Source organism: Paenibacillus sp. J31R98 (assembly GCF_056269245.1).
Genome location: NZ_JBWDNO010000006.1, coordinates 379,535 through 392,107 on the forward strand (window position 1 = coordinate 379,535; position 12,573 = coordinate 392,107).

A 12,573-nucleotide genomic window follows, 5' to 3' on the forward strand; every position below is an offset into this window, starting at 1 on the left:
ATGTTGAAGCTTGGACTGATTACTTTTACAGTTGCGTTGTTCTGCTGTATGTACATCGTATTTAGGGGGTTGCTTGGCGTATGGCTGCATCATCAGCAGGCTGCCGGTCGGCTCAGTTATAAGCAGGATCAACGGCTGCAAGCGCGCATCTCCAGGTATTTAGAACAGTTTGAACGGCCGCACCGCCACTTGTCGGAGCTGCTCGAGTCGCTGCATCTGGAATGGAGAGTTAGTTCAATTGCCGGATTGAGCTTGCTGTTGCTGCTCGTCGGCGTTTCATTCGGCGCCCTATTCTTTCAAAGTCTCAAAGGCTCGTTGCTGTTTGGCGGACTTCTCGTATCGCTTCCTTATATGACGCTGCGCTCCATGCTCATTCGCCGTCAGATGAAGACTCGCGTTGACTTCTTGCCGGCTGTCGAGCTGTTCTATCAATGCTGTCTCGTTAGCGGCGGCAGGCAAATTCGTGCGGCGCTGCAGCGGACTGTCGAGGAGAAACGGCTGCTTGGACCGATGCAAGCCGTGTTCGAGCAGCTGTACCGCAATGTGTCCGTTCGTGGCGATGATGAAGCAAGCCTGCGTATTTTTGCAGCGTCGCTCGGTCATGTGTGGGCGGATTACTTCGTCAATATCGTCCGGTCAGGACTTGCAGAGGGACATCCCATAGCTGCTAACTTGAAGGATTTGATCGTTGATATGCGTAAAGCCCGCATCGCCAATCAACAGGAGCGCAACAAGCTGCTTGAGATTCGCATCGCCAACTTCTCTCCAGTGCTCTTCCTCATCTTGTTTCTTGGGATCAACTTTCATTACAACGCGGACAATGCGTATCAGTACTATATCGCCGACCAAGGCGGCCGCAATATGCTGCTAAATGCAGCGGTAATGATATTCTGTTCCTTCTTGATGGGATTGTGGCTGTCTCGCAAAAAGATGTGAAGATGTGAAGCTACGATGGTAACTTTGCGGAGGGAAGGAGAGACGTGGGACTTATGAGTATTTCCATTGGTGCAACGGTCATGTGGGCGGCGCTTGCTGGACAATTCTTGCTCGGCTTTGTATTCGTCGCTTCTCTATTGAGGGTTATTACGGCAAGACGGCCTAGGTTCGCGCATTTGGCCTTCATGCAGTGGCGGACCAGAATAGTGAGCGACAAGTGGCTTGCCGTCGCTAGAATTAATCGGGCAGAAGCTTCGTTCAAGGAGCGGGAGCGGCTGCTCGCAGGCTGCGGATTCACTGGCGATGCGGCGCTGTACGTATTGGCGCGCCGGTTGTTTTTTGCAGGGACGCCTCTCTGGTGCTTAATTGCATATGGGTTATCGCTAGTCGATATGGGGGGAATACCGCGAGTGGCCGCTCCGTTGCTGCTATCTATCGTTATGCTGCTTCTGCTCTGGGATCAGACATGGCTGGATGCGATTCGAAGGACGCGCGCGGAACGAATGACCAAAGAAATTTATATTGTCAGTAACCAGCTGCTCTACCTCGCAGGCTCCTCGCTTCATATTCATACGAAGCTCATGCGATGTCTGCCTTATACCCGCACGATGCGCAGCGAGATGCAGATGCTTCTTGGCGAGTGGTATCACGATGCGGAAGGAGCGCTACGAAGGCTAAAGCTGCGCCTCGGCACTGAGGAGGGGTTAAGCTTCGTCGAGACGATCGATTCTCTTCGATTACATGAGAGCGAGCATTACTATGAGCTGCTGCGCGAGCGAATTCAGGATTATAAGGAGAAGCTTGAGCTTGCGAAGAACAGTCGGAAGGAATCGACTTCTTATCTGTTATTCGTGCTCGCTGGCTTGCCGATTATGTACACGTTTCAGATCTTCATCTACCCATGGGTTAGAGAAGGGCAGAAGTTGTTTAGTACTTTAAACTAATTATTGGAGGCGTTTAAGAGGATGAGAAATATTTTGATCACGGTCATGATGCTGGTTGTCGTTGTGCTTCTGTTTAATGCTGTAGTTGCCAAGGATTCGACTGGCACGAAGGATCAGATTGAAACACAAGGTGTAAATGCCAATACGAAGATCGGAACCATCGTACTTCCATAAGGATAAGGAGGGTTCGCTGTGCGTTCGTTATTGATGACCATGCTGCTCATTGTCGTAGTCCTTGTCATTTACTCGAATGTGACCGGCGGTGAGAAAGGCACCAAGAAACAACTCGTTCAAGCAGGCACGCATATGCAGGAACGCATACGGAGCATGAGCCCATGAAGAGTTTGCTTGTATTTATTCTGCTTGCAGCGATGATGTGCTGGTTCATGTTCTCTCCAATCTACAAACATGTGCTTATCGTTAGGCAAGCTGTGCTGCAGCAGGAAGTGGATTATTTGCTGGAGGTTGGGGCGAATGGCAATCATGGCTACATAAGCGCGCAAATGATGCAGGAAGCAAGAGTTCGGCTCTCAGCGTTTGGGCTCAAGCCAGGATCTGTTACGTTTGAAGTCAGCTCAGATGGAGGCGCGGATGCTACGAATGCTGCAGCGCCGCTTCCAAGAGGAGCAACGCTTGCGCTGCGAGCGAGTTATCCGGTTGAAGGCTTATTCGCTATTGATCAGTTAATTGGCATTGCAGCGCCTCCAGCAGCGATGAAGCTAAGCGCTTCGGGCATGAAAATGAGCGAATATGTCCCTTAGAGCGAGAAAGGGGCGAGAGCGATGTACAAGCTTGTGTTTATGATGCTGATGATGGTCATTTGGATGCTGCTGCATGCTCTGCAAATAGATGAGGAAATGGCAATCAGTGCCTTGTTTCAAGGGAAACATGCCGTCAACCGAGCCGCTCATGCAGCTGCTCAGCAGATAGATGAGTCTGCGTTAGCGAATGGCCGACTGCACATTGATGAAGCTGCCGCAAGAGCGAAGGCGGACTTCTATTTGCAGCGAAACTTGCAGCTGGATACGAATGGTCTGCCGCTTCCCGGCACTTTTTTGAAAGAGCGTGTTGAGGTGGTGGCGTTCGAAGTGGTTAATGACGACGAGGCTTTTCCGTATAACTATCGCAACGATAGTTTCGATTACGAAGTGACGCTGCAGCGGCCTGGGGTTGTATTGATTGCCCGGATTGTGTATCCGCGCGTATTCAATGTGATTGCCCCAATAGAATGGACGATCAAAGGAACAGCAGAGTTGACGTCTTAGTTGACTCAGCCGTTGTTCTTCGAGCTTGGATTCGAGCGAATAGATTCGGCTTCGAACTCTGCTCGACAGAAAAAAAGGCACTCCCGTCATAAGAAGTGCCTTCATCATAGAAGGGAGATGAAATTTACTTTTTACTCAAAATCACATCGATTTCTTCCGAGATCTTCTTGGCGCCTTCTTCAGGTGTTACTTTCTTGTTCAAGATCTGGTCGCCATACGTCGAATAAACTTGATCTTCTTCCGGTTGCGTTTCTGTAAACTGATAGAGCTTGCCTTTTTGCAACATTTGCGAAATGATTTTGGCGTTGGACGGCATTCCTGTGGCGTTCAAAATCTCCTTCTTGTCGACGACGCTCGGTCTTGGCGGGATAATGCCGCGGCTCGCCGCATCATCCGCGTACGAATCCGGCGTCGTAAGCGCCTCGATGACGGCCCAAGCCTCGTCAGGATGCTTCGTATCCTTCGAGATCGAGAAGCCTGAGTTATGAATGTAAGTTGTCAGCGGATCGATATCTTTGCTGGCAACCGGCATAGGCGCTACATTCCATTTAAACGGCAATTCCTTGTAGCCGCCGATGGCCCACGAGAAGTTCTGCTCCATGGCGATTTTTCCTGTTGCGAACGTCATGCCTGTCACGTCCTGGCCGCCACCGGCAGGTGAAGGGGCGACGCCGTACTTGTTGGCTAGCTCGCTCGTAAACGTGAGCGCTCCGACGACCTTCGGATCCGTGAATACCGACTTCGAATTGTCGTCACTCAAATACATGCCGCCGTTCGTGTATACCCACGCGCTGTACCACCAGCCGCCGATGCCCGGATAGCTGGTTCCGAATTGCGTCACGCGGTCACCGTCTTTAATGGTTAGCTTCTTGGCGTCTTCCAAGTAAGTATCCCAAGTCCAGTTGCCTTCTTCGTACGATTCCCAAGGGGTCTTCAAGCCGGATGCTTTGAACAAATCTTCGTTATAGAAGAAGAGCGCCGTATTTAAGTCCTGCGGGACACCGTACTGCTTGCCGTCATATTGATAGAACTGCAGGGAAGCGGGATAGAAATCGTCTTTCTTGAAAGTAGAGCTGGAATCGATGTATGAGGTCATATCGAGCAGTTTGCCTTGGCTGGCGAACTTCTTAAGCGGCTCGCTCATGAACAGAACGTCCGGCTGCGTGCCGCCGGCAAACATGGTCGTGACTTTATCCCAATATTCGCCGCCCGGAATCGCTGTCACCTGGACGTCGATATTAAGCGATTTGTCCAAGTACTTGTCAATTCGTGCCTTCAGTACCTTCGTCGCGTTCTCGTCGCCGGTGTACGTCATCTTAATTGTCACTTTGTCCTTGGAATTGCCTGAATTACCGCTGGAACAGGCCGTTGATAAGGCGAGTAGACCAACTGCAGCTAACAGCAGCCAACGTTTCCATTTTGATAGTGACGGCGTTTTCATTTTTGTTGCCTCCCCTTGGTTTCTTACGTCTTTGGTATGCTCACGGTGCAATGCTTCGCGCATCCCCCCTCTCGTCACCCTTTGATTCCGGATACGACCACGCCTTGGATCATCTTGCGTTGGAATAGGAAGAAGATCGTGACCGTTGGAACAAGCGCGATAACGGAAGCTGCCATGAGCAGATGCCACTCTACCGTGTGCAGTCCTCTCAGCGCATTAATGCCTAACTGAATGGTGCGGAGTCTCTCGGAATTGATATAAATCAGGGGGCCGAGAAAATCGTTCCATACCCCGTTGAAGGAGAAGATCGTCACGACGCCGATGACCGGAAGCGACATGGGAATGATGATGCGGAGGAAGGTGCTCCAGTAGCCGCAGCCGTCAATCTTCGCCGCATCGTTATATTCTTTCGGGATATTCATGAAGAACTGCCGGTATAAGAAGATGTAGAAGGGAGTGCCGAAGAACGCAGGCGCGATCAGCGGCAGATAGGTGTCGAGCCAGCCCATTTCTTTGAAAATAATGAATTGAGGCACCAAGGTCGTATGATAGGGAATCATCATCGTGGAGAGCATGACGATGAACAAAGCGTTTCTACCCGGGAATCTGAGGTTGCCGAAGCCATAGCCGATCATGGCGGACGAGAAGACGGTGCCGCTGACGACGAATACAGCGATGAGTAAGGTGTTCAGAAAGTAACGGCCGAAAGGTAGGATACGGAATATATCCGAATAGTTCTCGAAGCGGAACCGCGAAGGAATGACCTCCGGCGGGAAAATAAACACGTCCGCATAAGGTTTGATCGAGGTTGTAATCATCCACCAAAGCGGAACGAGCAGGAAGAGTGCCCCGCATGCAATGATGAAATACACAATGGCTTTCTGCACCTTCTCGGAGGTTGAAGTCATCCACGGTCCTCCTCTCCGGTCGCATAGTAGACCCATTTTCTCGAAGAAGCGAACAGTAACATCGTCACCAGGAGGATGATTAGGAACAGAACCCAGGCCAGGGCCGACGCATAGCCCATCTTGAAGAACTTGAAGGCATTTTGGTACAAGTACATCGCATAGAAGAGCGTCGCGTTGTCCGGGCCGCCGTTGGTTATGACGTAAGCTTCGGTGAACGTCTGGAACGCGCTGATCATGCCGATGATGAGGTTAAAGAAAATGACGGAAGTCATCATTGGAATCGTAATTTTCCACAGCTTCTTCCACTTGCTGCAGCCGTCGATTTCTGCTGCTTCATACAGCTCCGTAGGAATGCCTTGCAGGCCTGCCAAATAAATGATCATGCCGCCGCCCGAGCCCCAGACGCTCATAATCACGAGGGAAGGGAGTGCCCATGTCGGACTGGCAATCCAGCCCGGGCCATGGATGCCGACATACGAGAGCAGCAGGTTGATGACGCCGAAATCCGGATTCAGCACCCACATCCACATGAGCGACACGGCGACGCCGGATAAGATAGCGGGAAAATAGTAAATTGTGCGCCAGATCGACAACCCCTTGATTTTCTGATTGAGCAGCAGCGCGATGCTGAAGCCGAAGATGATCCCGAGCGGGACTGCGGTAACGACATAGATGACCGTGACCCGAAGCGAGATCCAAAACCTCTTGTCATGGAAGAGTGCTTCGTAATTGTCCATGCCGATCCATTTGGATGGGGTCAGCAAATCCCAATCCGTCATGCTGACGTAGAAGGCGGTGACCAGCGCTCCCAGCACGAATACGACGAAACCGACGATCCACGGAGCAATGAACAAATAGCCTGCGATTGCTTCGCGTTTAGCCTCTTTTCCCAAAGCCTTTCACCTCTCGCCGAGTTGAATTCGTATTAGATTTGCAACTGCTACAATGGTAAGGAAAGCGCTTGCGATATCTGGTAACCCGAGTATATGATAATTTGTAAGCGCTTAGCAGATGGTATATTGGACGAAAAGATATGGGCTTTTGTTTTTTATAAACAGAGGGGTGATCTCATGTCTCAATCGCTATTTATTGAACCATTCCTGCCTTACGTACATGCGGTGTTGGATTTTGATTTGGAACGGGGCGAATCATTCGCATTCCCGATGCATCATCATCCGGATCAAGCGCAATTATTGCTTATTTGCGAGGGAAGCGGTTCGTTCGAGATCGACGGCAAACTTTATCGGGTAGGTCCACGTTCGCTGCTGGTCTACGATACCGGCGTATGGCATGAGGAGTTTGCGGATCCTGTTTCGCCGTTCAAGGCCATTTCCTTGTCCTTCTCGGCATTTCAGCTGACCGATCAGCAGCCGGGTACTCTCATCAAACAAGGAGCTAGCCCTGTGATCGATCTTGGCGAACGCTACGTTGAAGCGCTGGAGCTGTCGAGGATGCTTGTCCGGTTGGCCGATGATCCTTACGTGCCCGCCGGTTTTAGCACTCGTTACTATATGGCGCTGTTATTAATCGAAATGGCCAAAATCACACATGGCGGTTTTGCAAAGGAAACGTCCACAAGCAGCAACCGGACCGTCGACGCCATCAAGCAATACATCCATAATCATTACATGGATGCAATAACGCTTGAACAATTGTCGAAGGCATCATTCTTTAGCCCTGGCTATACGTGCCGCGTGTTCAGCCAATCGGAAGGGATCAGTCCGATTCAGTATTTGGTCAGTTATCGGATAGAGGTCGCGAAGCATTACTTGAGGACGGAGAACGAGCCAGTCTACCGCATCGCAGAGCTGGTAGGCTACCAGAGCGAGACGCATTTCAAGAATGTGTTCAAGAAGACAATAGGCATGCCGCCGCACAAATATCGCAAGCTGCACCGGTCAGAGGGGTAAATGTCAAGGGGCGGCTAAGAGAGCATAAAGGCGTTTACTCGATAGAATGGACAATTAAAGGAACAGGAGAGCTGACGTCTTAGTTGACTCAGCCGCTGTTCTTTTGTTGTAATGGAGGAAAATACGGCTTTACGCAAGGAGCGAACGCGGTGCACAGTAATGTAGTGGCAACGATCGATAAGGATGAAGTGTTGGCGCGAGTCGTCCGGCTTCAGCAGCTGATGGTTGCTGAGTCTATGAATGCTTTCCTGGTGACGCAGCATGTCGACTTATTCTATATAACGGGATCCATGCAGGCGGGCTATGCTTTTATTCCTGCGGTGGGAACGCCAGTTTTCTATGTCAGGCGCAGCTTGGAGCGGGCGAAGCTGGAGTCGGCTGTGCGCGTTGAGGCGATGCCATCACTGCGCGGATTTAGGGCACAGCTAGAGCAGGATCATCCGGCTGTGTTCGCGAATGGCAGCAGTGAGAAGGCGGTTCGAATCGCGACGGAGATGGATGTGTTGCCTGCGGCAAGCTATGCGCGGTTGGTTGATGTGCTTGGCGGCTGCTGTGCGCTAGTGGACGGATCATCGCTGATGAGACAAGTGCGCATGGTGAAATCACAATGGGAAATAAGCCGAATTGAAGCGGCGGCGCAGGTCGTTGCTAAAGCGCTTGTGGAAGCGGCTTCCATCATCCGGGAAGGGATTACGGAGCTTGAGCTGATGGCTCGTATTGAATATGAGATCAGGGTTCGCGGGCATATCGGATTGATGCGGACACGGACGTTTAACATGGAAATTACGACGGGCATGGTTGGGGCAGGCGAGGCAGTTGCGACGCCGAGTGCTTTTGACGGCCCTGCCGGAGGGCTTGGTCTAGGGCCATCCTTCCCGCAGAGCACCAGCCGGAAAGTGATTACGCGAGGCGAACCGATTCTCATTGATATCGGCTGCTGTATTGATGGCTATGTCATCGATCAGACGCGCACGGCGGTCATCGGGGGACTGCCGGACGATCTGGCAGCTGCGTATGCGGCGGCGGAGCAGATCATCCATCAGACGGAAGCTGCGATGCGTCCGGGTATTGCATGCGACAGTCTCTACGCTGATGCGCTCGCAGGAGCGGCTACTGCCGGACTTGCCGACCACTTCATGGGCTATGGCGTCAATCAAGTCAAATTCCTCGGCCACGGCATTGGCCTTGAAGTCGACGAATGGCCGGTCCTCGCCAAAGGCTTCAACACACAGCTTGCTCCCGGCATGGTGCTCGCAGTTGAACCAAAGTTCACATTCCCCGGCCGTGGCGTTGTCGGCATCGAGAACAGCTACCTCATTACGGACACCGGCTGCCGTCAATTGACCCGTTCGCCGGAAGGGTTGATTGTGCTTCCTTAGTGGAGCGAAATGGCATGCTTGAGAAGGTGAGAGAGGCATTTTCCTCTCTCACTAACTTAATGTGAGTGTTGTCGGAGCGTCCTTTATACATTTGAGAGAACACATATGTGCTCTCAGAGCAAAAAACGAGGCGGAAATCCGCTGAGAGAACACATACGTGCTCTCAGCGACAAAACCGAACCACACCCGCAGTATTTTGCACTTGAGAGAACTCATATGTACTCTCAAACGCAAAAACTCGACCAAAATCCGCTGAGAGAACATATACGTGCTCTCAGCAACATGCCTTACCATCCACCTAGCCTGCATTACCACCAGCTATCATCACCTGCCGAAATGTACACTACAGAACGCCTCCAGCACCATCAGCCATATCACCCACCACCGTCTTACCGGCAGCCACCTTTATCCACACGCTCCACCATCCCGCCGCACGCTCCCATCACTCGCTCCACGACCCATCACACTCTCCCATCAACCCATCTCGCCAACCACACCAACTTAACTCAAACACTGCTTTTCACCCCTTCATTTAACTGTGGTTAAGCACATCCTTGAAGTTGGCTTTTATTTATGCGCGCTATGCTACAATTAGCTTGAAATTCTATATATAAACAACTAGCCGGACACTAACATTCCTAATCCAAGAGGTGTAGAGCATGATTATGTCATTTAGGTGGTTCGGCCAAGGCGATCCGGTCACCTTGCAAAATATCCGCCAAATTCCTGGGGTTTCCGGTATTGTTACGGCGCTTTACGATGTGCCTGTCGGTGAAGCTTGGCCGATGGAGTCCATTCTCGCACTGAAACAGACGATTGAAGCTGCCGGACTCACGATCTCGGTTATTGAAAGCGTTCCCGTGCACGAGGACATCAAGCTCGGACGCCCGACTCGCGACCGCTACATTGAAAACTACAGTCAAACGATACGCCGCCTGGGCGAGGCTGGCGTACCGGTCATTTGCTACAACTTCATGCCCGTATTCGATTGGACACGTTCCCAGCTCGCATTCCAGCTGCCAGACGGCTCGAATACGCTCACGTTCGAGGACGAGACGATTTCGCGCATGGATCCGGTCAAAGGCGATCTCTCGCTTCCCGGCTGGGATGCCAGTTATACCAAAGAAGAGATGGGGCAGCTCATCGACGCTTATGCTGATGTGAACGAGGACAAACTCTGGAGCAATCTCGCGTATTTCCTCGAGCGTGTCATTCCAGTCGCAGAGGAAGCGGGCGTCGTCATGTCGATCCATCCGGACGATCCGCCTTGGTCAATCTTCGGCTTGCCGCGCATAGTCACCAACTTCGATCAGCTGCGCCGCCTCACGGAGCATGTCGACAGCCCCGCGAACGGAATAACGTTCTGCTCCGGCTCGCTCGGCGCGAACGAAGACAATGATCTGATCGCGATCATTCATCATTTTGGCTCACGTAAAAAGCTGCATTTTGCTCATACGCGCAATATCCTGCGTACCGGCCCGCGCTCGTTCCAAGAATCGGCGCATCTCTCCTCTGCCGGTTCCATTGATATGGTTCGCGTGCTGGAGGCGCTCTACGACACCGGCTTCACTGGTCCGCTCAGACCGGACCACGGCCGAATGATCTGGGGCGAGCAAGGCCGCCCAGGCTACGGCCTCTACGATCGAGCGCTTGGCGCGACATACTTGAACGGCATTTGGGAAGCGCTATCGAAGACGAAGACGAGGAGCTGACCATTCTCACAATGGCATCATCATCATCCAAGCTGAAGTTATCCGTATTCACCGTTGCTACGCCGGATGTGACACCGGAGCAGCTGTGCGAAGCCGCAGCCGCTGCAGGCATCGACGGCATCGAATGGCGCTGCAAAGAAACGGCGCCGCATCTGCTAAGCGAGCCGCCGTCCTTCTGGGGCAACAACCGCTGCACCCTCTCGCCGAGCGCGGACGATGACGAGAGCAGCCGATTCAAGCAAGCCGCATCCGCACATAACAGACAAGCGATATCCGTCACGCCATATCTCACCTGCGGCGACGTCGAGGGCACCGAACAGATCATGCGTCTAGCCAAGCAGCTTGGCGCCACTATGATCCGTGCCGGTGTCCCCGGCTACGACCGCAATCGCAATTATAACGATCTATATGATCAAGCCAAAACCTACTTGCACGAAGTCGAACAGCTCGCACGCACCTACAACGTCAAGGCAATCATCGAGACGCATCACGTGACCATCGCGCCAAGCGCCTCGCTTGCGCACCGGCTTGTCTCATCATTCAATCCTGACCATATCGGGGTGCTGTACGATCCCGGCAACATGGTATACGAAGGCTTCGAGAACTACCGGATGGGGCTTGAGCTGCTCGGCCCTTATCTGGCGCACGTTCATGTCAAAAACGCAGGCTGGCATCCACAGGCACAGCAAGCACAATCACTGCAATCAGCATCAGCCGATGATCCGCTTCAATCCATCGAATGGAGCTGCGGCTGGCGTCCGATCGCGAACGGGCAAGTGCCGTGGAAGCAAGTGCTGCGCGACCTGAAGGCGGTCGGCTATGACGGCTGGCTGGGACTTGAGGATTTTAGCCAAACCTTTGATACACCAACAATGCTTCAAACCTATGTGAACCAAATTCAAACTTGGATGGAGGAGATTTAAGTGAAACAGCTTCGTTACGGCATTATCGGGATCGGCAATATGGGTTCGGGCCACGCGTCTATCCTGACATCGGGCAATATCAAAGGTGCAGTCCTCACCGCAGTATGCGACGGATTCGAGAGCAAACGCGCTTGGGCAAGAGAAACATACGGCGAGCAGATTGCAGTATTCGAGAGCTCCGCAGCAATGATCGATTCCGGTCTCGTGGATGCAGTTGTTGTGGCAACGCCTCACTATGACCATCCGTCCGAAGCCATCCATGCATTCGGCAAAGGCATGCACGTTCTCATCGAGAAGCCGGCTGGCGTTTACGCGAAGCAGGTCCGGGAGATGAACGAAGCGGCAGCAGCTAGCGGCCGAACCTTCGGTATCGTCTACAATCAGCGGATGAATCCGCTCTATCAGAAGCTGCGCGAAATGATCCAATCCGGTGAAGTCGGCGAAGTCCGTCGCATTAACTGGATCATCACCAACTGGTACCGGACGCAGGCCTATTATGATTCCGGCACTTGGCGCGCAACTTGGGGCGGCGAAGGCGGCGGCGTGCTCATTAACCAATGTCCGCACAACCTCGATCTGTGGCAGTGGACGACCGGCATGATGCCGACTCGCATGCGCGCGTTCTGTCAATTTGGCAAGAATCGCGATATCGAGGTAGAGAACGAAGTGACCGCTTATGCGGAATATGAGAACGGTGCGACAGCGGTGTTCATTACGTCGACATCCGAAGCGCCGGGCACGAACAGGCTCGAAGTAGCGGGAAGCCGCGGCAAAATCGTCATCGAAGACGACAAAATGACGTTCTACCGTATCCGCGAGGAAGAAGCAGACTTCAACGCGCGCAATACGGTGCCGTTCGCTTCGCCGGAATGCTGGAAGATCGACATTCCAAGCGGTGGACAAAGCCCTGAGCATGCGGGCATTCTGCAGAACTTCACCGACGCGGTGCTGAATGGAACGCCGCTTGTTGCGCCGGGCGAGGAAGGCATCTTCGGCCTCACGCTCTCGAACGCGATGCATCTCTCGACATGGATTGACGGCTGGGTTGACCTGCCGCTTGACGAAGCGCTGCACGAGGCAGAGCTGAACAAGCGAATCGCCAGCTCCAAATTCCAGAAGCAACCAGCCCCTGCTGCGACAAAATAGTTCATACAT

The 12,573-nt window shown here is 52.6% G+C and carries 14 protein-coding genes; 11 read left to right on the plus strand and 3 right to left on the minus strand.

Annotated features, from left to right (window positions below):
- From AC0YNX_RS22465 to AC0YNX_RS22490, 6 genes are read left to right on the plus strand one after another with little or no spacing between them, the layout of a single operon-like run.
- Window positions 1-936: a type II secretion system F family protein gene (locus AC0YNX_RS22465; RefSeq protein WP_475817940.1), complete on the plus strand. Its 936-nt coding sequence runs from the start codon at window positions 1-3 to the stop codon at window positions 934-936.
- A 53-nt stretch (window positions 937-989) separates the two neighbouring features.
- Entirely contained in the window at window positions 990-1,880 is an 891-nt protein-coding gene (locus AC0YNX_RS22470) for a hypothetical protein (RefSeq protein WP_475817941.1), read from the plus strand.
- A gap of 21 nt (window positions 1,881-1,901) precedes the next feature.
- Window positions 1,902-2,054: a hypothetical protein gene (locus tag AC0YNX_RS22475; RefSeq protein WP_475817942.1), complete on the plus strand. Its 153-nt coding sequence runs from the start codon at window positions 1,902-1,904 to the stop codon at window positions 2,052-2,054.
- 18 nt (window positions 2,055-2,072) lie between these two features.
- Window positions 2,073-2,219: a hypothetical protein gene (locus AC0YNX_RS22480; protein WP_475817943.1), complete on the plus strand. Its 147-nt coding sequence runs from the start codon at window positions 2,073-2,075 to the stop codon at window positions 2,217-2,219.
- On the plus strand, window positions 2,216-2,641 hold the full coding sequence (locus AC0YNX_RS22485) for a hypothetical protein (protein WP_475817944.1): 426 nt from the start codon (window positions 2,216-2,218) through the stop codon (window positions 2,639-2,641). The genes AC0YNX_RS22480 and AC0YNX_RS22485 overlap by 4 nt, the downstream gene beginning before the upstream one ends.
- Window positions 2,642-2,662: 21 nt before the next feature.
- Complete coding sequence (locus AC0YNX_RS22490) at window positions 2,663-3,145, plus strand: hypothetical protein (RefSeq protein WP_475817945.1); 483 nt, start codon at window positions 2,663-2,665, stop codon at window positions 3,143-3,145.
- A 124-nt stretch (window positions 3,146-3,269) separates the two neighbouring features.
- On the opposite strand, the gene AC0YNX_RS22495 is transcribed toward AC0YNX_RS22490, so the two are convergent.
- From AC0YNX_RS22495 to AC0YNX_RS22505, 3 genes are all read right to left on the minus strand, one after another.
- Window positions 3,270-4,586: an ABC transporter substrate-binding protein gene (locus tag AC0YNX_RS22495; protein WP_475817946.1), complete on the minus strand. Its 1,317-nt coding sequence runs from the start codon at window positions 4,584-4,586 to the stop codon at window positions 3,270-3,272.
- A gap of 74 nt (window positions 4,587-4,660) precedes the next feature.
- Window positions 4,661-5,494, minus strand: a complete 834-nt coding sequence (locus AC0YNX_RS22500) for a carbohydrate ABC transporter permease (protein WP_475817947.1) — start codon at window positions 5,492-5,494, stop codon at window positions 4,661-4,663.
- Window positions 5,491-6,387 (minus strand): carbohydrate ABC transporter permease, encoded by an 897-nt coding sequence (locus AC0YNX_RS22505; RefSeq protein ID WP_475817948.1) that lies wholly within the window; start codon window positions 6,385-6,387, stop codon window positions 5,491-5,493. The genes AC0YNX_RS22500 and AC0YNX_RS22505 overlap by 4 nt, the downstream gene beginning before the upstream one ends.
- A gap of 177 nt (window positions 6,388-6,564) precedes the next feature.
- On the opposite strand from AC0YNX_RS22505, the gene AC0YNX_RS22510 reads away from it, so the two are divergent.
- The 5 genes from AC0YNX_RS22510 (at window position 6,565) to AC0YNX_RS22530 (ending at window position 12,564) form a co-directional block, all read left to right on the plus strand.
- Window positions 6,565-7,404, plus strand: coding sequence for a helix-turn-helix domain-containing protein (locus AC0YNX_RS22510; RefSeq protein ID WP_475817949.1), 840 nt, complete (start codon window positions 6,565-6,567; stop codon window positions 7,402-7,404).
- A 149-nt stretch (window positions 7,405-7,553) separates the two neighbouring features.
- Window positions 7,554-8,783 (plus strand): M24 family metallopeptidase, encoded by a 1,230-nt coding sequence (locus AC0YNX_RS22515; RefSeq protein WP_475817950.1) that lies wholly within the window; start codon window positions 7,554-7,556, stop codon window positions 8,781-8,783.
- Window positions 8,784-9,442: 659 nt separating this feature from the next.
- The gene (gene uxuA, locus AC0YNX_RS22520; protein WP_475817951.1) at window positions 9,443-10,495 is read left to right on the plus strand and encodes a mannonate dehydratase; all 1,053 of its coding nucleotides are present in this window, start codon (window positions 9,443-9,445) and stop codon (window positions 10,493-10,495) included.
- A 32-nt stretch (window positions 10,496-10,527) separates the two neighbouring features.
- The gene (locus AC0YNX_RS22525; RefSeq protein ID WP_475817985.1) at window positions 10,528-11,418 is read left to right on the plus strand and encodes a sugar phosphate isomerase/epimerase family protein; all 891 of its coding nucleotides are present in this window, start codon (window positions 10,528-10,530) and stop codon (window positions 11,416-11,418) included.
- A complete protein-coding gene (locus AC0YNX_RS22530) occupies window positions 11,419-12,564 on the plus strand; it encodes a Gfo/Idh/MocA family protein (protein ID WP_475817952.1) in 1,146 nt (381 codons plus the stop codon). It begins immediately after the preceding gene.
- The last annotated feature ends 9 nt before the right edge of the window (window positions 12,565-12,573 follow it).

Bases quoted from the DNA above. Each gene is read 5' to 3' on its own strand.
- AC0YNX_RS22465 (WP_475817940.1), top strand. From the start codon at position 1: ATGTTGAAGCTTGGACTGATTACTTTTACAGTTGCGTTGTTCTGCTGT.
- AC0YNX_RS22470 (WP_475817941.1), top strand. From the start codon at position 990: ATGAGTATTTCCATTGGTGCAACGGTCATGTGGGCGGCGCTTGCTGGA.
- AC0YNX_RS22475 (WP_475817942.1), top strand. From the start codon at position 1,902: ATGAGAAATATTTTGATCACGGTCATGATGCTGGTTGTCGTTGTGCTT.
- AC0YNX_RS22485 (WP_475817944.1), top strand. From the start codon at position 2,216: ATGAAGAGTTTGCTTGTATTTATTCTGCTTGCAGCGATGATGTGCTGG.
- AC0YNX_RS22490 (WP_475817945.1), top strand. From the start codon at position 2,663: ATGTACAAGCTTGTGTTTATGATGCTGATGATGGTCATTTGGATGCTG.
- AC0YNX_RS22495 (WP_475817946.1), bottom strand. From the start codon at position 4,586: ATGAAAACGCCGTCACTATCAAAATGGAAACGTTGGCTGCTGTTAGCT.
- AC0YNX_RS22500 (WP_475817947.1), bottom strand. From the start codon at position 5,494: ATGACTTCAACCTCCGAGAAGGTGCAGAAAGCCATTGTGTATTTCATC.
- AC0YNX_RS22510 (WP_475817949.1), top strand. From the start codon at position 6,565: ATGTCTCAATCGCTATTTATTGAACCATTCCTGCCTTACGTACATGCG.
- uxuA (WP_475817951.1), top strand. From the start codon at position 9,443: ATGATTATGTCATTTAGGTGGTTCGGCCAAGGCGATCCGGTCACCTTG.